The organism is Streptomyces marokkonensis (assembly GCF_008312835.1).
In the GTDB taxonomy this organism is placed as follows: domain Bacteria; phylum Actinomycetota; class Actinomycetes; order Streptomycetales; family Streptomycetaceae; genus Streptomyces; species Streptomyces marokkonensis_A.
Genome location: NZ_VSKS01000009.1, coordinates 16,746 through 37,701 on the forward strand (window position 1 = coordinate 16,746; position 20,956 = coordinate 37,701).

The following is a 20,956-nucleotide window of genomic DNA, read 5'->3' on the forward strand; positions in this document are numbered from 1 at the left end:
TGCCATGCCGCATCAAGGTGGCCGGCATCGGCATGGTGGCTGTGTGACCGGGTGCACGTGCCGGCCGGGCTCAGACGGGGACGCCCGGGCCCGCCAGGCTCTCGATCGTCCGGCGGGCGTCGGCCCCCACGAGCCCGGCCCATTCGCGCGGGGCGCCGGCCAGCCAGCCGGCCACGGCGGTGGCGAAGCCCGGGACGTGCCGGCACAGGTCGGTCAGGCAGCGGTCGAAGCGGGCGGCACCCGCCGGGGTGCGGCCGAGGAGCAGACCGGTGCGGTGGATGAGGACCCGCGGCTCGGGGCCGGGGTTGCGGGCGGCGGCCCGCAGCACCGCCTCCAGAACGGCCGGGTCGCACTCGCGGGCGAACAGGGCGTCCAGCAGTTCGCGGCGCAGCGGGCGGGAGGCGGGTGTTCCCGGGGCGGCGAGGACACCGGCGAGGACCACCCGGAGCGGCTGCGGGCCGTCGTCCAGCAGGCCGGTGAGCAGGGCCCGGAGTACGGCACGGCCGGCGGGGCCGCCCTCGTCCAGGCGGCGGTCGGCGTACGCGGCCACGTGCCCGGTCAGCTCGGGCCGGCGTTCCACGGTCTCCCGTACGACCGCGGCGACCCGCCGGGCCAGGGCGGGTGTGGCGGCGTCGGCGAGGGCGCGGAGGGTGTCGGCCGGGTCCGCCGCCCGCTCCAGCCTCGTACGGAAGGCGTCGAGCACCGGCTCCGGGTGGGTCGCGAAGGCGTCGGTCAGCACGCTCGGCGGGAGGTGGGGGTCACCGTCCGCGAAGTGCGCCAGGGCCCGCGGGAGGTGCCGGTCCCTGCTGTCGGGGTCGCGGACGAGGAGGGCGAGCGCGCCGCCGTGCAGCTCGCGGTCGGCGCTGCGGACGAGCACGGCGAGGGCCGCGTACCTCAGCAGGGTGCGGTCGGTGCCCTCGCGCGCGTGCGGCGCGACCCGCAGGCCGTGGGCGACCGCCGCGGCACGGCGAGCGGGGCGGTCGTCCTTCGCCCACCGGTCGACGGCCCGGCACATCGCGGCGGGCTCCTCCTCCGTCAGCACGGTGAGCAGTTGGGCGGCCCGTCGGTGCCCGCTGTCCGCGAGGGCGTCCGCCAGCGTGTCCAGGGCCTGGTGCCGATGGGTGTGCAGCAGGGCCTGCGCGGCCGTCGCGACGGTGGCGTGCGGGGTGGCGGGCAGCGGCCGCTCGTCCTCGAACCAGCGGACCAGGTACGGCAGTACGGCGACGGGGTCGGCGGCGAGCAGACGGGCGGCGGCGTCGAGGAAGCGGGGGCCGCTCTCGCACGGGGGGCCGTCGGCGTGCACCAGCCGGCGCAGCAGGGCGCACCGCGCCTCCAGCGGCAGCCGGAGCGCTGTCCAGAACGCGGGGCCCAGTTCGGGCGGCACGGCCCGCCGCTGTTCCCGCCACGCCACGACGCGGTCGGCCAGCAGGCGCAGCACGTCCGTGTACGGGGTCGCGTCGGGTACGCGCGCGAGGGCCCCGGTGAGCAGGCGGGCGGCCCACCACGAGCCGGTTTCGGCGTCGAGGGCGTGAGTGAGGTCCGCGAGGCGTGAGGCGAGACGGCCGGTGCCGTGCCGGCGGGCGAGGAGCAGCAGGGCCTGGACGACGGGGCCGACGCGGTGGTGGGGCACCGCGTCGGGTCCCTGGGGGACGCGTCGGTCGTGGACCAGGGCGCGCAGGGCACCGTCCAGGTCGAGGTGGGCTCCGTGCAGCCAGTCGGCGAGCTCGTCGTGGGCGAACCGGTAGCCGGTCCCGGCCGGGACGAGGAGGCCCTCGGCGAGTACGGCCGCGGCCCAGCCGGTGACCCCGCCGAACCGGTCCGGGGCGGGCCCCGCCGGGAACACGGCCTCGAACGCGTCCGGGTCCAGCGCGCCGTGCCCGGTACCGAGACCGCGGCGGGCGGCCTCGTGCACCCGTCCGGCCACCCTGGCCGCCAGCCGGCGCACGGCGGTGCCGCGGAGTCCGTTCCCGGTGGCGAGGCGGGTGGCGATGCGCAGGCACATCAGGTCCAGGTGGGCCGCGAGCACGTCGTCGCGGTCGACCGGGACGTCGGGGGCCGCGTCGGCGAGGGCGGCGCGGACCTCGGAGAGCAGTCGCAGGGTGAGGGGGTGGCGGGCGTCGGCGTCGGTCACCGCTCCCTCGGGGATGCCGTGGCGGGCACGCGCTTCCCGGGCCTCCTCGGGGGTGAGGCCGTCGAGGACCACGCACGGCGGGAGCCCTTCGGGGCGGGGTCCGCCGGCGTGCAGCACCTCCGTCGGGAACCCGGCCTCCTCCCAGTACTCCGCCCGGCACGCCACCACCAGCCGTGCTCCCGTCGCCGCCAGCCATCGCGTGGTTCCGGCCGTCCACTCGGCGCGGCGGTGGAACAGGCCGGGCGGCATCTGCTCGGGGTCGTCGAGGAGCACCAGGAGGGGGTGGTGGCCGGTGGTGACGGCGAGAACGGCCAGGCGGTCGGGGCCCACCTCGCCGAGGGCGTCCGGGGCGGCCGGGAACGGGACGCGGGACGCGGCGACGGCTGCGGCGGCCCGGTCCAGAGCGCGGCGGGCGGCGTCGGCGACCGAACGGTCGTCCTCGCGCAGATCGGCGCCGCGCAGCCACAGCGTGGGCCGCCCGGCCCGGTGACGGCGGGCGGCGAGCTCCACGAGCTCGGTGGTGCGGCCACTGCCGGGCGGCCCGACGAGGCCCAGCACGGCGGCCCCGTCCCGCTCGAACGCGGCGAACTCCGCGACCACGGCGGACCGTTCCACGGGGTCCACGGTCCCCGGCGGCCCGCTTCGCCCTGCCGCGTGGGGCGGGAACTGCCGGACAGCGGCTGTGAGTTCCGCCGGGGCGGCGGTGAACCACCCCGAGGGACCCGCGTGGTCCGCCGGGGCGGCGGTGGGCGGCGCCGAAGTGGCCGCGCGTGCCACAGGGGTTGCTGTGAGGCCTGAGGAGGCCTCGGCGGGCCCCGCCGAAGTGCCCGCCGGCACCGCCGAGGCATCGGTGGGTTCCGCCCAGGCTGCCGTACGCCCCGCCGTGGCCGCCGTGAGCCTTCGCGAGGCCGCGGCATGCCCGGCCGGAAGGCCCGCGGGCCCCGCCGCCGTGGCCGCGTGCCCGGCCACGGCGGCCGTGACTCCCGTCCACGGGCCCGTGAGCCCGAGCGGGGCGCCCACCTGCCCCACCGAGACAGCGGTGAGCCCCGCCGAAGTCGCCGTGAGTTCCACCAGCGCCGCGAGATTGAGGTCGGCGCCGTACGCCGGGACCGTCGCCGCGTTCTCGGCGAGCAGTCCGGCGAGGGCGGGGGCCGTCGAGGGGAGCGGCACGGCGAAGCCGACGTCGCCGGCGGCCGACCGGAGCGCGGTGCCGAGGACGCCGAGCACCGTGCCGGTACGGGCGTCGAGCACGGGGCCGCCGGCCGCTCCCCCACCGAGGCGCAGCGCGTCCCGGCCCGCGGTGCCGACCGCCAGCTCCAGGGCGTTGTCGAGGGCGTACGGGCGGTCGGTGGCGGTGTAGGTCACGGCGGTCGTCCCCAGTACCCGGGCCTCGCGCCATCCCCCGGCGGCGATCCGCACATAGGCGCCGATCTCGACGCCCTGCCGTGCGGAGACCGGCAGGGGCGCCACGGCGAGCCCCTCGCCGCGCACCAGGGCCAGACCGAGCTCGGGCAGCGGGGTCACGGCGTCGGCGGTCACCACGCAGTGGCGGCCCCCGGCCGCGTACAGCACCAGCCGGGGCAGGCCGTCGACGGCCTCGTGACTGGTGATCACCGTGCCGTGGTGATCGGCCACGAACCCGGTACCGCGCGGGCGGCCGGCGAGATCGTGGAGCCGGACGAGGCCGTCGCAGGCGGTCCGGTCCCGCTCGCGGCGGGATCCGTTGTGTGACGGCATCCTCGAGCCTCCCGCCGTACCTCCGTGCCCCTCTACTCGCGACAGTAGGGCCGGAATGATCAGCGGGACAGATCGGTCGGCGAACGCGCCCCCTTCCGCTCCCCCGGTTCACTCCGAGCGCCCGCACCTACGGGTGAACAGGCAGGGGTGGATGGATACACCCTAGGGGTGGGGGAACCGAGGGGGACCGTGGAGCGGCGGCATGTCCATCCCCGTGACGCCGCTCCGCGGGCGGACCCGCGGTCCGGTCCCTCCGTCGTTCCTCCGATCCGCCGCCCGGGCGAGCGGTCGCCCCGTCAGCCGAAGACGGCCAGGCTCTTGGCCTTGCCCCGGTGCGCCTCGACGAGCGCCAGGAACCGGCCCTCGGGGTTGAACACGGCCACGGCTCCGGAGCCCGCGTACTCCTCGGGCATGTCCAGCCGCACGCCGTTGGTCAGCAGCCTGGCCCGGCGTTCGTCGACGTCCCAGCGGGGGAACGCGGCGGCGGCCGCCTCGGCGATCGGCATCACCGTCAGCTCCTGCTGGAGCTGGTCCAGCGTCCTCGCGGAGTCCAGCTTGTACGGGCCGACGCGGGTGCGGCGCAGCGCGGTGAGGTGGCCGCCCACGCCCAGGCCGGCGCCCAGGTCACGGGCGAGGGCGCGGATGTAGGTGCCGGAGGAGCAGACGACCGACACCACGAGGTCGAGCACGGGGGTGCCGTCCTCGGCGACCGCCTCCCGTACGTCGTACAGGGAGAAGGACGAGACGGTGACCGGCCGGGCCGGGATGTCGAACTCCTCGCCCTCCCGCGCGCGCTTGTAGGAGCGCACCCCGTTGATCTTGATGGCGCTGACCTTGGACGGCACCTGCATGATGTCGCCGGTCAGCTTGGCGACACCGGCGTCGACGGCCTCGCGGGTGACCCCGGAGGCGTCGGTGGAGGAGATGATCTCCCCCTCGGCGTCGTCGGTGAGCGTGTTCTGTCCGAGCCGGACGGTGCCGAGGTACTCCTTCTCGGTCAGCGCCAGGTGGCCGAGGAGCTTGGTCGCCTTCTCGACGCCGAGGACGAGGACGCCCGTCGCCATCGGGTCGAGGGTGCCGGCGTGGCCGACGCGTCGGGTGCGCGCGATGCCGCGCATCTTGGCGACCACGTCGTGCGAAGTGAAGCCCGACGGCTTGTCGACGATGACAAGGCCGTCGGGCGTGGTGTGCTTCTGGGTCATTCGGCGGTGTCGTCCGTCTCGTCGTCCTCCGGCTTGCGGTACGGGTCCGCCCCGCCGGCGTACGTGGCGCCCGCGGACGCCTCGCGCACCTTCGCGTCGGACTCGCGCGCCTTGTCGAGGAGGTCCTCGATGGTGCGCGCGGTGTCCGGCAGCGCGTCCATGACGAAGGCCAGGGTCGGCGTGAACTTGACCCCGGCCGCCCGGCCCACCTCGGAGCGCAGGATGCCCTTGGCGCTCTCCAGGCCCGCCGCGGCGGCCTTCCGCTCCTCGTCGTCCCCGTACACGGTGTAGAAGACGGTCGCCTCCCTGAGGTCACCCGTGACCCGGGTGTCCGTGATGGTGACGTGCGAGCCGAGCCGCGGGTCCTTGATCCCGCGCTGCAGCTTCTGGGCCACCACCTCTCGGATGAGGTCCGCCAGCCTTTTCGCCCGCGCGTTGTCGGCCACTGGTCCGTCTCCCGTTCTTTCCTGTCTGCGTTCTGTGGCTGTGGTCGTCAGTCGTCTTCACCGTGGAAGCGCCGCCTGACGGACAGCAGCTCCACCTCGGGGCGCCCGGCGACCAGCCGCTCGCACCGGTCCAGTACGTCACTCAGGTGCCCCGCGTCGCCGGACACCATGGCAAGGCCGATGACCGCCCTGCGATGGAGATCCATGTGATCCACCTCGGCCGCGCTCACCGCGTACTTGCGCTGCAGATCGGCGACGATCGGGCGGACGACGGAGCGCTTCTCCTTCAGCGACCGTACGTCGCCGAGGAGGAGGTCGAAGGACAGCGTCCCCACATACATGTGTGAAACCGGTTCACCCGCCGGTACGGGATCGATGGCCCCGCCATCCGACTCGGGCAGGGACACCAGAACCGTACAACGAAGGGGGCGCGGCGATCGACGGATATTACGCTCACCGGACCGCGCCGCCGGCCCCGCACACACGAGCCGGCCGGCGGGACCACGGTCCCGCCGGCCGGTACGCACCGTGGGGTGTTACACCCGCGGCTTCTCGCGCATCTCGTACGTCGCGATGACGTCGTCGACCTTGATGTCGTTGAAGTTTCCGAGGTTGATACCGCCCTCGAAGCCTTCGCGGATCTCGGTGACGTCGTCCTTGAAGCGACGCAGACCCTCGATGTTGAGGTTCTCCGCGATGACCTTGCCATCGCGCAGCAGGCGCGCCTTGGTGTTGCGCCTGACCTCGCCGGAGCGGATGAGAACACCCGCGATGTTGCCCAGCTTGGACGAGCGGAAGACCTCGCGGATCTCCGCCGTGCCGAGCTCGACCTCTTCGTACTCCGGCTTGAGCATGCCCTTGAGGGCCGCCTCGATCTCCTCGATCGCCTGGTAGATGACCGAGTAGTAGCGGACGTCCACGCCCTCGCGCTCGGCCATCTGCTGTGCCCGCCCGGCGGCGCGCACGTTGAAGCCGATCACGATGGCGTCCGAGCCCATCGCCAGGTCGATGTCGGACTCCGTGACCGCACCGACGCCGCGGTGCAGGACGCGGATGTCGACCTCTTCGCCGACGTCCAGCTGGAGCAGCGAGGACTCGAGGGCCTCGACCGAACCGGAAGCGTCACCCTTGATGATCAGGTTCAGCTGCTGGACCTCGCCGGCCTTGAGCACCTTGTCCAGGTCCTCCAGCGACACGCGGCGCGTGCGCTTGGCGAACGCGGCGTTGCGCTCACGGGCGGCGCGCTTCTCGGCGATCTGACGGGCCGTACGGTCCTCGTCCACGACGATGAAGTTGTCGCCCGCACCCGGGACGTTGGTCAGGCCCAGGACCTGGACCGGCGTGGCCGGGCCGGCCTCGAGCACGTTGTTGCCGTTGTCGTCGTGCATGGCACGGACACGGCCGTACGCGTCGCCCACCACCATCGTGTCGCCGACCCGCAGCGTGCCTCGCTGGACGAGCACGGTCGCCACGGCACCGCGGCCGCGGTCGAGCCGGGACTCGATCGAGATGCCCTGCGCGTCCTGCGTGGGGTTGGCCCGCAGGTCGAGCGAGGCGTCGGCGGTGAGGATGACGGCCTCGAGGAGGCTGTCGATGTGCAGACCCTGCTTGGCGGAGATGTCGACGAACATCGTGTCGCCGCCGTACTCCTCGGCCACCAGGCCGTACTCGGTCAGCTGACCGCGCACCTTGGTCGGGTCGGCACCCTCGACGTCGATCTTGTTGACCGCGACGACGATCGGGACCTCGGCCGCCTTGGCGTGGTTGAGCGCCTCGACCGTCTGCGGCATGACGCCGTCGTTGGCCGCGACGACCAGGATCGCGATGTCGGTCGACTTGGCACCGCGGGCACGCATGGCGGTGAACGCCTCGTGACCCGGGGTGTCGATGAAGGTGATCTTGCGATCCTCTTCGTTGACCTCGGTCGTGACCTGGTAGGCACCGATGTGCTGGGTGATGCCGCCGGCCTCGCCCGCGATGACGTTGGTCTTGCGGATGGCGTCGAGGAGGCGGGTCTTTCCGTGGTCGACGTGACCCATGACGGTGACGACCGGCGGACGGACCACCAGGTCCTCCTCGTCGCCCTCGTCCTCGCCGAACTCCAGGTCGAAGGACTCGAGCAGCTCGCGGTCCTCCTCCTCCGGGCTGACGATCTGAACGGTGTAGTTCATCTCGTCCGCGAGGAGCTGGAGCGTCTCGTCGGAGACGGACTGGGTCGCGGTGACCATCTCGCCGAGGTTCATCATGACCGCGACGAGCGACGCCGGGTTGGCGTTGATCTTCTCCGCGAAGTCGGTGAGCGAGGCACCGCGCGACAGGCGAATGGTCTCGCCGTTGCCGCGAGGCAGCATCACACCGCCGACCGACGGGGCCTGCATGGCCTCGTACTCCTGGCGCCTCTGCCGCTTCGACTTGCGGCCACGACGCGCGGGACCGCCGGGACGGCCGAAGGCGCCCTGCGTGCCACCGCGGCCACCGGGACCGCCGGGACGGCCACCGAAGCCGGGACGGCCACCGCCGCCGCCGAAGCCGCCACCGCCGCCGGGACGACCGGCGAAACCGCCGCCGCCACCGGGACGACCGGCACCGCCACCGCCGCCCGGACGGCCGGCGAAACCGCCGCCGCCACCGGGACGACCGCCACCGCCACCGCCGGGACGGCCCGCACCGCCCGGACCACGGCCACCGGGGCCGGGACGCGGGCCGGCAGCGGGACGCTGCGGCATCATGCCGGGGTTCGGACGCGGACCGCCGGGGCCGCCGCCGGGACGGGGACCGCCCTGCGGACGCGGCATCGAGCCCGGGGTCGGGCGCTGCCCGCCGGGAGCCTGCGGACGCGGACCGCCGCCCTGGCCGCCGGGGGCCTGGGGACGCGGACCTGCACCGGGGGCACCGGGACCGCCGGGACGCTGGCCCTGCGGGCGCGGGGCCTGCGGACGGGCCATGCCGGTGGAACCACCGGAGGTGAAGGGATTGTTACCGGGACGGGGACCGGCCGGGCGACCGCCCGGACGCGGAGCGCCGCCACCGGGGCGCTGACCCTGCCCTGCCGGACGACCCTGGCCGCCCTGTCCCTGACCCGGACCGGCGGTACGACCGCCGGGCTTGGGGGCGCCGGGACGCGCACCGCCGGGCTTCGGCCCGGACGGAGCCGGGGCCGCCGCCGCGGGCGGGGCCTGGAACTCCGGGGCCGCCGGAGCCGGACGCGGCGCGGGCCGCGGGCCCGGCGTCGGACGCGAACCGGGAGCCGCCGGCGAGGGCGCCGACGGGGCCGCGGGCTGCTGGGCCGCGGCGGGCTTGGGCGCCGCCGGCGGCTTCGGGGCAGCCGGACGGTCCCCCGCTGCCCTGGCGGCGCGGGTGGGGCCCCCCGTCTGCGCCGGAGAGGGCGCGGCGGGCCTGGGGGCCGCCTTCCTGGGCGCGCCGGGCTTGGCGGCGGACTTGCCGTTGCCACCGCCCTGCTGGAAGGCGTCTGTCAGCTTGCGTACTACGGGCGCTTCGATGGTTGAAGACGCCGAACGGACGAATTCACCGAGTTCCTGGAGCTTGGCCATGACGACCTTGCTCTCCACACCGAACTCCTTGGCGAGTTCGTAGACCCGGACCTTAGCCACTTCGCTCCTTTGAGGTCCGGGTTGCGTCCGGACCGTCGCTAGTTCATGGGCGTACTCATCGCGTACTCATCGAGTGCTCATCGCAATCTCGACCTGCTTTCGACTCGCGAGGTACCAGGCCGCACGGGGGGTTCCGTGCGGCGTTCCTGCCGTGTTGCCTGCCCAGCCGGCTCGGAGCCGCTGCTCAGCAACCTTGTGCCTGCTCGACGTAGTGGCGCAACGCCTTTACGTCGAGCGGTCCCGGGACGCGCAGCGCCCTCGGAAACGCCCTGCGGCGCACCGCCTGGTCGACACAGACCGGGGCGGGATGCACGTAAGCACCCCGGCCGGGCAGCGTACCGCGAGGATCCGGGACGCACGCGTCCTCGATCACCACGATCCGCAGCAGCTCGTTCTTGACCGCTCGTTCCCGGCACCCCACGCAGGTGCGCTCAGGGCATACGCCAGCCCGTGTCCGGCCAGACACTCCTCAGTCTACCTCCCCCGACCGACCTCACCCCTTTGGGGCAAGAATCGAACAGTTGCCGCGGGCGAAGCTGTCGTGAACTCAGCGTCCCGCGGCTTGGATCTATTCCCCGGCCTGTTCCGTGTCCGGCCGGATGTCGATCCGCCAGCCGGTCAGACGGGCGGCGAGACGGGCGTTCTGCCCCTCCTTGCCGATCGCCAGGGAGAGTTGGTAGTCCGGCACGGTGACCCGTGCGGACCGGGCGGCCAGATCGACGACGTCCACCTTGGAGACCCGGGCCGGCGACAGCGCGTTCGCCACCATCTCGGCCGGGTCGTCGGACCAGTCGACGATGTCGATCTTCTCGCCGTTCAGCTCGCCCATGACATTGCGCACCCGGCCGCCCATGGGGCCGATGCAGGCACCCTTGGCGTTCAGTCCGGAGCGCGTGGACCGGACGGCGATCTTCGTACGGTGACCCGCCTCACGGGCGATCGCGGCGATCTCCACGGAGCCGTCGGCGATCTCCGGCACCTCCAGGGCGAACAGTTTCTTCACCAGATTGGGATGCGTGCGTGACAGGGTGACGGACGGGCCCCGCACGCCCTTGGCCACCCGGACCACGTAGCTGCGCAGCCGCATGCCGTGCGGGTAGGTCTCGCCGGGGACCTGCTCCTGCACCGGCAGGATGGCCTCCAGCTTGCCGATGTCGACCAGCACGTTCTTCGGGTCGCGGCCCTGCTGGACCACGCCGGTGACGATGTCGCCCTCGCGGCCCGCGTACTCGCCGAGCGTCGCGTCGTCCTCGGCGTCGCGCAGGCGCTGCAGGATGACCTGCTTGGCCGTGGTGGCGGCGATACGGCCGAAGCCGGACGGGGTGTCGTCGAACTCGCGGGCCTCCTGGCCCTCCTCGAGGTCCTCGGGGTCCTCCTTCGCCCACACGGTCACATGTCCGGTCTCCCGGTTGAGCTCCACGCGCGCGTGCCGGCGGCTTCCCTCGGTGCGGTGGTAGGCGATGAGGAGGGCCGACTCGATCGCCTCGACCAGCAGGTCGAAGGAGATCTCCTTCTCCCGTACCAAGCCCCGCAGGGCGCTCATGTCGATGTCCACGGCTACGCCTCCTCTTCCTTCTTGTCGTTGTTCTTGTCGGACGCGTCGTCCTTGCGGTTGAACTCGACCTGGACGCGCGCCCTGGTGATGTCGTCGAAGGCGAGTCTGCGCGCGGTGGCCCTGCGGCCCTTCACCCCGGGCACCTCGAGGTCGAGACCCTCGTCGTCGGCGCCCAGGATCCTGGCGGTCAGTTCGCCGCCCTCGGCGAGCTGGAACCGCACCAGGCGGCCGGTGGCGCGCACGTAGTGGCGGTGCTCGGTGAGCAGGCGCTCCGCGCCCGGGGTGCCGACCTCGAGGGTGTACTCGGCGCTGCCCATCGCGTCCGTCTCGTCGAGCTTCGCCGAGAGCGCGCGGCTCACATCGGCGATCCGGTCGAGGTCCGCTCCGGTGTCGGAGTCGACGACGACGCGCAGCACACGCTTGCGGCCGACCGAGTCCACGGCGATCTCCTCGAGATCCAGGCCCTGGGAGCTGACGAGCGGCTCCAGAAGTTCTCGAAGCCTCTCGCTCTGGGTGGTGCTCATCCGGGTGACTCCTCGGCCGCGTGTGCTGTTGTGGGACGGTGCGCGTGTCTGGTCAAAGGGTATCCGGTCGCGGAGGGTGTTGCCGTCCACCCCGGTCACGGAGGGTGCCGCTGACCGCCGCGGGGCGGGCGCCCGGGTACCGTGATCACGGGCCAGCGGCCCGCTTCGCTTATCGTCGCCACGTTCGTACGAGCCCCCGAGGACGTCTGCCGTGCCGTTCCCCTCGTCTCCGCGCGCCTGTTCGGGGCCGCGCAGAAGGAGCCTGCTCGCCGTCGCCCCGGCGGCCCTGCTGACGGCGGGCTGTACCGCCGGGTCCGAGGACTCCGACACCACCGGCGGCAGCCGTCCCTCCGCCGCCGACCGGGCACGCGCGCGTGCGGCCCGGGACAGCACGGCGCTGGCCGCGCGGTACGACGCGGTCGTCGCCGCGCATCCGAAGCTGGCGGAGCGGCTGCGTCCGCTGCGCGCGGAGGTCGTGCGGCACGCGGAGGCGTTCGGCCGTACGGCGTCGCCCCCGCCGTCGTCCTCGCCGTCGCCCTCGCCTTCCGGTCCGGCCTCGCCCTCGGCCTCCCCGTCGGCCGCCGTGCCCGCGAAGGAGAAGGACGCCCTGGCCGAACTGGCCGCCGCGGAGCGGGAGATCGCCGAGCGGCGGACCACGGCGCTGCTGGACGCGCCGGGAGAGCTGGCCCGGCTGCTGGCCTCGGTGGCGGCGGCCGGCGCGGCGCATGCGTATCTGCTGACGGAGGCGGGCCGGTGAATCGGGCGGGCGAGGCGAAGGACGGGGAGCTGCGCGCTCTTCAGGCGGCGCTGGCCGCGGAGCACGCGGCGGTGTACGGCTACGGGGTCGTCGGCGGGCGGATCGGCAAGGAGCGGCGCACCGAGGCACGGACGGCGTACGACGCGCACCGGGCGCGCAGGGATGCACTGGTGCGCGCGGTGAAGGACGCGGGGGGCGCGCCGGTCGCCGCCGCGGCGGGATACGCGCTGCCGTTCCCGGTGCCGGACGCGGCCGCGGCGGTCCGGCTGGCGGCGGAGCTGGAGGACCGGGTGGCGGGGGTGTACGCCGACCTGGTGCGCGCGAGCACCGGTGAGCGGCGGCGGGGGGCCGCCGGGGCGATGCGGGAGGCGGCGGTGCGGTCGGTGCGCTGGAGCGGGGAGAGCGTAGCCTTCCCTGGGCTCGCCGAGCGGGGCGGTACGGCTTCGGGGACCCCGGCGCCGACGGCGTGACGTGACGGGGGCGGCAGGCACCGCGTACAGCAGGAAGGGAACGACTCGCGCATGGTTTTCGAACCGCCGCAGCGTCTGGTGAGGGCGCTCGGTGAGACGGCGCCCGAGGGCGACGACTGGCTGGAGAGGCTGCCGGAGGCGGCGCGCGAGGCCGTCGCACAGCGCGAGTTGACCGTGGAGCGGGTGCAGGTGCCGGGCGGGCGCAGCAGCCTGGTCGTGCTGGTGCGCACGGCCGACGGCACGCCCGCCGTGCTGAAGCTGGCGCCAGGCCGGGCGCGTCCGGAGAGCGAGCGGGCCGCGCTCGCCCACTGGGACGGCCGGGGTGCCGTCCAGTTGCTGGAGCCGTCGTCCGTCTCCGGGGCGGAGGGCGTCCTGCTGCTGGAGCGGTTGCAGCCGGACGTGTCGGTGCGGACGCTGCCGGAGGCCAAGGCGCTGCTGGAGGCGGCGGGGACGCTGCGCCGGCTCTGGGTGGACCCGCCGGAGGGGCACGGCTTCGAGACGGTGGCCGGGCGGACGGGGCGGCAGGCGCGGGCCATGCGGGCGAGCGGTGCCGGCGATCCGGAGGTCGCGCCTCTGGTGGAGGCGGCGCTCGGGGCACGCGAGGAGCTGCTCGCCGCGCCGCCGGAGCACAAACTGCTGCACGGCACGTTCCGGCAGAGCAAGGTGCTCGCCGGGGAGCGGACGCCGTGGCTGGCGGTCGGGCCGGACCCGGTGGTCGGGGAGTGCGCGTTCGATCTGGCGCGGCTGGTGCGTGACCGGGTGGAGGACCTGATCGCGCAGCCGTCCGGCGCGACGACGACACGGCGGCGGGTGAAGCGGCTCGCGGAGTCGCTGGAGGTGGACCGGGAGCGGCTGCGGGGCTGGACGCTGTTCCGGGCGGTGGAGTCGGGGGTGCGGGCGCGGCGGGTGGGGCGCGCGGGGGACGCGGAACTGTTGCTGGAGTTCGCGAGCTGGCTCTGACGCAGGCGCGCGCGGGCATCGGGGACGCGTCGGTGGTGGCCGGGGGGGGTGTTCGCGCAGCCCGGCGCTCACGGGGTGCCTCCCCCGGAGGGGTCCCCCCCCCAGCGCCCGCCCGTGCCGCCCTGGGGGTACCTCCCAGGCCCTTGAGGCACTGGGGGAGGCACGACTGCCCGCAGCCGCGGGAGTGCGGGTGACCGCAGCTGCGGGCGGTGTGGCTCGTCAGGCCGTCAGGCGGGCGACTGCCTCGTCGATGGTGAGTTCCTCGCGGTCGCCCGTGCGGCGGTTCTTGAGTTCGACGATGCCCTCGGCGGCGCGGCGGCCCGCGACCAGGATCTGCGGGACGCCGATCAGCTCCGAGTCGGTGAACTTCACGCCCGGGGAGACGCCGGGACGGTCGTCGACCAGGACCCGGACGCCGGCGGCGGACAGCTTCTCGGAGACGTCGAGGGCGACCTCGGTCTGGAGGGCCTTGCCCGCGGCGACCACGTGGACGTCGGCCGGGGCGACCTCCGCGGGCCAGCACAGGCCCTTGTCGTCGGCCGTCTGCTCGGCGAGGGCGGCCACCGCGCGGGAGACGCCGATGCCGTAGGAGCCCATGGTGACGCGGACGGGCTTGCCGTTCTGGCCGAGGACGTCGAGCTTGAGGGCGTCGGCGTACTTGCGGCCCAGCTGGAAGATGTGGCCGATCTCGATGGCGCGGTCCAGGCGCAGACCCGTGCCGCACTTGGGGCACGGGTCGCCCTCCTGCACCACCACGACGTCCACGTGGGCGTCGACCTCGAAGTCGCGCCCGGCGACCACGTTCTTCGCGTGGGTGTCGGCCCTGTTGGCGCCCGTGATCCAGGCGGTGCCGGGTGCCACGCGGGGGTCGGCGATGTACGTCACCTTGTCCAGGCCCTGCGGGCCGACGTAGCCGCGCACGAGGTCGGGGCGGGCGGCGAAGTCCGCCTCGGTGACCAGTTCCACCGCGGCCGGGGCGAAGTGCGCCTCGACCTTGCCCATGTCGACCTCGCGGTCACCGGGCACGCCCACGGCGACGATCTCGCCGTCGACCTTGACCAGCAGGTTCTTCAGCGTGGCCGAGGCCTCGACGCCGAGCGACGCGGCGAGGGTCTCGATGGTCGGGGTGTCGGGAGTGGGAATGTCCTCGGCGGCCGGGACGCCCGCGGCGTCGACCGGCTTCAACTCGTAGGAGATCGCCTCGGTGTTGGCGGCGAAGTCGCAGTTCGGGCAGTCCGCGAAGGTGTCCTCGCCGGCCTCGGCGGGAGCGAGGAACTCCTCGGACTTGGAGCCGCCCATCGCGCCGGCGGTGGCCGCGCAGATCCGGTAGTCGAGGCCGAGGCGCTCGAACACCTTCTGGTAGGCCTGGCGGTGCAGGGCGTACGACCGGGCCAGTCCCTCGTCCTCCAGGTCGAAGGAGTAGGAGTCCTTCATCAGGAACTCGCGGCCGCGCAGGATGCCGGCGCGGGGGCGGGCCTCGTCCCGGAACTTGGACTGGATCTGGTAGAGGATCACCGGGAGGTCCTTGTAGGAGGACGCCTGGTCCTTCACCATCAGGGTGAAGATCTCCTCGTGGGTGGGGCCGAGGAGGTAGTCGCCGCCCTTGCGGTCCTGGAGGCGGAACAGCTCGGGGCCGTACTCGTCCCAGCGGCCGGTGGCGTCGTAGGGCTCACGCGGCAGCAGGGCGGGGAGCAGCACCTCCTGGGCGCCGATGGCGTCCATCTCCTCGCGCACGACGCGCTCGACGTTGGCCAGGACCTTCTTGCCGAGGGGCAGCCACGTCCAGATGCCGGCGGCGGTACGGCGCACGTAGCCGGCGCGGACCAGCAGCTTGTGGCTGAGGACCTCGGCGTCCGCCGGGTCGTCGCGCAGCGTCTTCGCCATCAACTGGGACATGCGCTGGACCGGTGCGTTCGCCATGGTTCTCGTACTCCTGCTGCGTCTGGGTGATGACTGGAGGTTAGCCGGGCGGGACGGGACGGCGGAAATCCATTGTCCCTACCGGCGCAGGAGGGGCAGCGGGGCGCCCATGACGGCGTACGGCTTGTCGGCGCTCGGGAAGCGGACCTGGCGGGCGAGGTCCTGGTAGCCGAGCGAGCGGTACAGATGGCGGGCGGGGCTCTCGGTGTCGATCGCGGAGAGGATCGAGCGGGGCCGGCCGGCGCCGTCGGTGATCGTGGTGATCAGGGCGCGGCCGACGCCGTGCTTCTGGTACCGGGGGTGGACGTGCAGCTCGGTGATGACGAAGGAGTCGTCGAGCCAGTCGTCGTTGCCCCGGGCGCGCAGATAGGGCTCGACGACGGTGGACCACCAGTGGGTGCGGTCGTTGGGCATGCCGTAGACGAAGCCGGCCAGGCGGCCCTGGGCGGTGGCGCCGAACGCCCTGGCACCGGGGAAGGTCATGTGGCGCAGCACGATCTGCCGGCGTACGGCCACCTCGTCGGGGCCGAGCCCGAAGGCCACCGCCTGCACCTCCAGCGCCTCGTCGACGTGGCCGGGGAGGTCGAGGGGGGCGATCACGATGTCGTCGGGGTGGGAGTGGCCGTGACCCGGAAAGCGCAGCATGCCGGGGAGACTACAGGGGCGCGCGCGTCAGAACAGCACGCTCATGAAGGCCCCGACCTCCTGGAAGCCGACCCTCTCGTACGTCCTGCGGGCGGGGGTGTTGAAGTCGTTGACGTAGAGGCTCGCCACCGGGGCGACGTCCCTCAGGGCGTAGCGCAGGACCGCCGCCATGCCGGGCGCCGCGACGCCCGTGCCCCGGTGTTCGGGGGCCACCCAGACGCCCTGTATCTGGCACGCGCGGTCGGTCGCGGCGCCGATCTCCGCCTTGAAGACGACCCTGCCGTCGGCGTCGAAGCGGGCGAAGGAGCGGCCCGCGCCGACGAGTTCGGCGACCCGGGCCTGGTAGAGCAGTCCGCCGTCGCCGGCCAGCGGGGAGACGCCGACCTCCTCGGTGAACATCGCGACGCACGCCGGCATGATCGTCTCCAGTTCGTCCTTGCGGACGCGGCGGACGTGCGGGTCCGGGGCCGTGGTGGCGGGCATGCGGTCGGTGACCATGAGCGGCTGGTGGGTGCGGACCTCGCGCGCCGGGCCCCACTGGGGTTCGAGCAGCCGCCACAGGGCCGCGGTGGGACCGGCGGGGCCGACGACGGAGGAACAGCGGCGGCCGGCCCGGCGGGCGCGGTCGGCGAAGGCACGGACGGCCCGGGGGGTGGCGCAGATGGGCACCAGGTTGGCGCCGGCGTAGCACAGGGACGTCAGGACGCCCCCCTCGTACCAGCCCCACATCTCGCCGCCGAGCCGCCACGGGTCGAGGCCGGCGATCTGGACCCGGGCCGCCACGAAGGCGTTCGCGACCGGCTCACGGTCGAGTACGGCGAGTGCGGCGTCCAGGTCGCTCGGTTCGAGGACCCGGGAGGTGGTCTGCGTCAACAAGTGCGGGGGCCTCACACAACGGGGTCTGCCTGATCTCCGCACTGTACCCGCGGATCCTGGGGACTGCCGCCCCCAGACCCCCGCCTCGGCCCCGGTCGGGGGCCTCGTCCCCGGCGCCGGACGCGGCGAGTCGCCGTCCGGCGCCCAGGGGGTTTCCGTCAGCCGGCCACCGAGACCTGCGGCTCGCCCGACGCCACGCCGTCCTTCTCCATCGCCTCGGCGATCTTCATCGCCTCTTCGATCAGCGTCTCGACGATCTTCGACTCGGGGACGGTCTTGATGACCTCGCCCTTCACGAAGATCTGGCCCTTGCCGTTGCCGGAGGCGACACCGAGGTCGGCCTCGCGGGCCTCGCCCGGGCCGTTGACGACGCAGCCCATGACGGCGACGCGCAGCGGGACGTCCATGCCGGTGAGGCCCGCGGTGACCTCCTCGGCGAGCTTGTAGACGTCGACCTGGGCGCGTCCGCAGGAGGGGCAGGAGACGATCTCCAGGCCGCGCTGGCGCAGGTTCAGCGACTCGAGGATCTGGATGCCGACCTTGATCTCCTCGACCGGCGGGGCCGACAGGGAGACACGGATGGTGTCGCCGATCCCCTGGGAGAGGAGGGCGCCGAAGGCGACGGCCGACTTGATGGTGCCCTGGAAGGCGGGGCCGGCCTCGGTGACGCCGAGGTGGAGCGGGTAGTCGCACTGGGCGGCGAGCTGGCGGTACGCCTCGACCATGATCACCGGGTCGTTGTGCTTGACGGAGATCTTGATGTCCCGGAAGTCGTGCTCCTCGAAGAGGGACGCCTCCCACAGGGCGGACTCGGCCAGCGCCTCGGGGGTCGCCTTGCCGTACTTCTGGAGCAGGCGCCGGTCCAGCGAGCCGGCGTTCACGCCGATGCGGATCGGGGTGCCGTGGTCCTTGGCCGCCTTGGCGATCTCCTTGACCTGGTCGTCGAACTTCTTGATGTTGCCCGGGTTCACGCGGACGGCCGCGCAGCCCGCCTCGATGGCGGCGAAGACGTACTTGGGCTGGAAGTGGATGTCGGCGATGACCGGGATCTGCGACTTGCGGGCGATGGTCGCGAGCGCGTCGGCGTCGTCCTGGGTGGGGCAGGCCACGCGGACGATCTGGCAGCCGGACGCGGTGAGTTCGGCGATCTGCTGGAGGGTCGCGCCGATGTCGGACGTACGCGTGGTCGTCATCGACTGCACGGAGACGGGGGCGTCACCGCCCACCGCCACGGATCCGACCTGGATCTGCCGGCTCTTCCGGCGCTCGGCGAGCCTGGTCGGAACGGACGGCATGCCGAGAGAAATCGCAGTCATCTGCTGTGCAACCCCAAGTCGTGGATCAAGGTCCGGCTCCCGTGAGCAGCGGGCTCCGGGCTCCGGGCTCCGAGATTACGGCAATGGCCGACGCCCGGGCACATCGTGCCCGTGAACCCGCCCGACGGACGACGGCCCGGAACGCAAGGGTTCCGGGCCGTCGTGAACAGCGGGTGCCGGGTGGGCGAGGGCTACGAGATCCGCACCGGGTTCACCACGTCCGCGATCAGGACGAGGATGGTGAAGCAGACGAAGATCCCGGCCACCACGTAGGCCACCGGCATCAGTTTCGCCACGTCGAACGGTCCCGGGTCGGGCCTGCGCAGCACCCTGGCGAGGTTGCGGCGCAGCGACTCCCACAGCGCGCCCGCGATGTGCCCGCCGTCGAGCGGCAGCAGCGGAAGCATGTTGAACAGGAACAGGGAGAGGTTGAAGCCCGCGAGCAGCATCACGAACATGGCCATCTGCTGTGAGGCGGGGATCTCGAGGGTGGCGATCTCGCCGCCGACCCGGGCCGCGCCGACGACGCCCATCGGGGAGTCGGGTTCGCGCGGGCCGTCTCCGAAGGCGGCGTCCCACAGGGCGGGGATCTTGGACGGCAGGGCGGCGAGGGAGTCGACGGCGTCGCCGACCCGGTCGGTCATCCAGACCACGGAGTCCCCGAAGTCCTGTTTGACCACGCCGGTGGCCGCGCTGAAGCCGAGGAAGCCGGCCTTGACGTACTCGCCCTCGACGTAGGCGCCGCTGCCGTCCTTCCTGGCGACCATGTTGGTGGCGATCTCCGCCTGGAGGGTCACCTCCTGACCGTCGCGGTCGACGACGATCGGCACGCTCTTGCCGGCGCTGTCGCGGATCAGGTCGGAGAGGACGCCCCAGTCGTCGGTGCGCACGCCCGCGAAGGCGACGATCCTGTCGCCGGCCTTCAGGCCGGCGGCCTCGGCCGGGGACCGGGGGTCGGACTTCCTGCACTCGTCGCGGTTCTCGGTCTGCGAGATCACGCACTGCGAGACCGAGCTCACCGTCGTGGTCTGCTGCTGGATGCCGAAGCCCATCAGCACGATCAGGAACAGCACGACCGCGAGGATCAGGTTCATGAACGGGCCCGCGAACATCACGACGACCCGTTTCCACGGCTTGCGCGTGTAGAACAGGCGCTTCTCGTCGCCGGGCCTGAGCTCCTCGAAGGCGGCGGAGCGGGCGTCCTCGATCATGCCGCGCCACGGCGAGGTGGAGCGGGCCTCCAGCCGGCCGTCGGGGCCGGGCGGGAACATGCCGATCATGCGGATGTAGCCGCCGAAGGGGATCGCCTTGACGCCGTACTCGGTCTCGCCCCGGTTCCGCGACCAGAGGGTCGGGCCGAAGCCGACCATGTACTGCGGTACACGGATGCCGAACATCTTGGCGGTGGACAGGTGTCCCAGCTCGTGCCAGGCGATCGAGAACAGCAGGCCGGCCGCGAAGACGACTATGCCGAGGATGAACATCAGGGTCGTCATGCACGCGCCTCCGCGCTCGCCGTCCGGACTGTCAGTTCCCGGGCCCTTCGGCGGGCCCATGTCTCCGCTTCGAGGACGTCCGGAACGGTCAGTGAGGTTCCCGTCGCCGGGGTGCCGTGTTCCTCGACCACCCGGGTGACCGTCTCCATGATCCCGAGGTACGGCAGCGCGCCGGCGCGGAAGGCCTCGACGCACTCCTCGTTCGCGGCATTGAACACCGCCGGGGCGGTGCCCGCGAGCTCACCGACGTGCCGGGCGAGGTTCACCGAGGGGAACGCCTCGTTGTCGAGGGGGAAGAACTCCCAGGTGGACGCCTTGCTCCAGTCGAAGACCGGGGCGGCGCCGGGGACCCGTTCGGGCCAGCCGAGGCCGATGGCGATGGGCCCGCGCATGTCGGGGGGCGTCGCCTGGGCCAGTGTCGATCCGTCCGTGAACTCAACCATCGAGTGGACATACGACTGCGGGTGCACGACGACCTCAATGCGGTCGAAGGGAATGTCGTAGAGCAGGTGCGCCTCGATGACCTCGAGGCCCTTGTTGACGAGGGTCGCGGAGTTGATCGTGATGACCGGGCCCATGGCCCAGGTGGGGTGCGCGAGGGCGTCCTCGACGGTGACGTCCGCCAGCTGCTCCCTGGTGCGGCCGCGGAAGGGGCCGCCGGAGGCGGTGACGACGAGCCTCTGGACATCGGCGCGGGTGCCGGCGGCCAGCGCCTGGAAGAGTGCGGCGTGCTCGGAGTCGACCGGGATGATCTGGCCCGGCTCGGCGATCGCCTTGACCAGCGGGCCGCCGACGATGAGCGACTCCTTGTTGGCGAGCGCGAGGGTGCGGCCCGCCTCCAGGGCGGCGAGGGTCGGGGCGAGTCCGATGGAGCCGGTGATGCCGTTGAGGACGGTGTGGCAGTCGGAGGCGGCGAGCTGTGTGGCCGCGTCGGGTCCGGCCAGGATCTCGGGCAGCGGCTCCCCCGCGTCGTACTGCGCGGACAGCGCCTCGCGCAGCGCCGGTACGACGTCCTCGCGGGCGACGGCGACCGTGCGCACCCGCAGCCGGCGGGCCTGCTCGGCGAGGAGGGCGACCCGGCCGCCGTTGGCGGACAGGGCGGTGACCCGGAAGCGGTCGGGGTTGCGCAGCACGAGGTCGATGGCCTGGGTGCCGATCGACCCGGTGGAGCCGAGGATCACCACGTCCTTCGGGCCGTCTCCCACCAGGGGGTCGAACACCAGGTGCGGATCGGCGAGCGGGGCTGGAGCGTCGGTCATGGACCCCATTGTGTCGGGTCCCGGCCACCGCCGGGGCCCCGCCCCGGCCAC

The 20,956-nt window shown here is 73.3% G+C and carries 17 protein-coding genes; 3 read left to right on the plus strand and 14 right to left on the minus strand.

Translation table 11 applies throughout. The features are described 5' to 3' along the window. Positions 1-70: 70 nt before the first annotated feature. The 8 genes from F1615_RS17100 to rimP all read right to left on the minus strand — a co-directional run bounded on the left by F1615_RS17100 (position 71) and on the right by rimP (position 11,206). Positions 71-3,868 (minus strand): trypsin-like peptidase domain-containing protein, encoded by a 3,798-nt coding sequence (locus F1615_RS17100; protein ID WP_149549859.1) that lies wholly within the window; start codon positions 3,866-3,868, stop codon positions 71-73. A gap of 296 nt (positions 3,869-4,164) precedes the next feature. Beyond that, entirely contained in the window at positions 4,165-5,070 is a 906-nt protein-coding gene (truB, locus tag F1615_RS17105; RefSeq protein WP_149549860.1) for a tRNA pseudouridine(55) synthase TruB, read from the minus strand. Further along, a complete protein-coding gene (gene rbfA / locus F1615_RS17110) occupies positions 5,067-5,516 on the minus strand; it encodes a 30S ribosome-binding factor RbfA (protein ID WP_149549861.1) in 450 nt (149 codons plus the stop codon). Before rbfA ends, truB begins: the two co-directional genes overlap by 4 nt. A 47-nt stretch (positions 5,517-5,563) precedes the next feature. Further along, entirely contained in the window at positions 5,564-5,857 is a 294-nt protein-coding gene (locus tag F1615_RS17115) for a DUF503 domain-containing protein (protein ID WP_149549862.1), read from the minus strand. 195 nt (positions 5,858-6,052) lie between these two features. Beyond that, a complete protein-coding gene (infB, locus tag F1615_RS17120) occupies positions 6,053-9,127 on the minus strand; it encodes a translation initiation factor IF-2 (protein WP_149549863.1) in 3,075 nt (1,024 codons plus the stop codon). A 184-nt stretch (positions 9,128-9,311) separates the two neighbouring features. Then, positions 9,312-9,593 (minus strand): YlxR family protein, encoded by a 282-nt coding sequence (locus F1615_RS17125; RefSeq protein WP_149549864.1) that lies wholly within the window; start codon positions 9,591-9,593, stop codon positions 9,312-9,314. A gap of 102 nt (positions 9,594-9,695) precedes the next feature. After that, complete coding sequence (gene nusA, locus F1615_RS17130) at positions 9,696-10,682, minus strand: transcription termination factor NusA (protein WP_037861923.1); 987 nt, start codon at positions 10,680-10,682, stop codon at positions 9,696-9,698. A 2-nt stretch (positions 10,683-10,684) separates the two neighbouring features. Beyond that, a complete protein-coding gene (gene rimP / locus F1615_RS17135; RefSeq protein ID WP_149549865.1) occupies positions 10,685-11,206 on the minus strand; it encodes a ribosome maturation factor RimP in 522 nt (173 codons plus the stop codon). A gap of 211 nt (positions 11,207-11,417) precedes the next feature. Here rimP and F1615_RS17140 point away from each other — a divergent pair, with 211 nt between their 5' ends. The 3 genes from F1615_RS17140 to F1615_RS17150 are packed head-to-tail and all read left to right on the plus strand — an operon-like array spanning position 11,418 to position 13,393. Further along, entirely contained in the window at positions 11,418-11,963 is a 546-nt protein-coding gene (locus tag F1615_RS17140; RefSeq protein WP_149549866.1) for a hypothetical protein, read from the plus strand. Beyond that, positions 11,960-12,433 carry a ferritin-like domain-containing protein gene (locus tag F1615_RS17145; RefSeq protein WP_149549867.1) on the plus strand — a complete coding sequence of 158 codons (474 nt, stop codon included), beginning with the start codon at positions 11,960-11,962 and terminating at the stop codon, positions 12,431-12,433. Before F1615_RS17140 ends, F1615_RS17145 begins: the two co-directional genes overlap by 4 nt. Positions 12,434-12,484: 51 nt before the next feature. After that, the gene (locus tag F1615_RS17150) at positions 12,485-13,393 is read left to right on the plus strand and encodes an aminoglycoside phosphotransferase family protein (protein WP_149549868.1); all 909 of its coding nucleotides are present in this window, start codon (positions 12,485-12,487) and stop codon (positions 13,391-13,393) included. Between the two features lie 219 nt (positions 13,394-13,612). Here F1615_RS17150 and F1615_RS17155 read toward each other — a convergent pair whose 3' ends face one another. The 6 genes from F1615_RS17155 to dxr all read right to left on the minus strand — a co-directional run bounded on the left by F1615_RS17155 (position 13,613) and on the right by dxr (position 20,905). After that, a complete protein-coding gene (locus F1615_RS17155) occupies positions 13,613-15,313 on the minus strand; it encodes a proline--tRNA ligase (protein WP_149549869.1) in 1,701 nt (566 codons plus the stop codon). Between the two features lie 78 nt (positions 15,314-15,391). After that, positions 15,392-15,958: a GNAT family N-acetyltransferase gene (locus F1615_RS17160; RefSeq protein ID WP_149549870.1), complete on the minus strand. Its 567-nt coding sequence runs from the start codon at positions 15,956-15,958 to the stop codon at positions 15,392-15,394. Between the two features lie 27 nt (positions 15,959-15,985). Further along, complete coding sequence (locus tag F1615_RS17165; RefSeq protein ID WP_167533780.1) at positions 15,986-16,834, minus strand: GNAT family N-acetyltransferase; 849 nt, start codon at positions 16,832-16,834, stop codon at positions 15,986-15,988. 158 nt (positions 16,835-16,992) lie between these two features. Further along, on the minus strand, positions 16,993-18,150 hold the full coding sequence (ispG, locus tag F1615_RS17170) for a flavodoxin-dependent (E)-4-hydroxy-3-methylbut-2-enyl-diphosphate synthase (RefSeq protein ID WP_149549872.1): 1,158 nt from the start codon (positions 18,148-18,150) through the stop codon (positions 16,993-16,995). Positions 18,151-18,341: 191 nt separating this feature from the next. Beyond that, positions 18,342-19,634: a M50 family metallopeptidase gene (locus tag F1615_RS17175; protein WP_149550051.1), complete on the minus strand. Its 1,293-nt coding sequence runs from the start codon at positions 19,632-19,634 to the stop codon at positions 18,342-18,344. Positions 19,635-19,642: 8 nt separating this feature from the next. Further along, complete coding sequence (dxr, locus tag F1615_RS17180) at positions 19,643-20,905, minus strand: 1-deoxy-D-xylulose-5-phosphate reductoisomerase (RefSeq protein WP_149549873.1); 1,263 nt, start codon at positions 20,903-20,905, stop codon at positions 19,643-19,645. Positions 20,906-20,956: the final 51 nt, after the last annotated feature.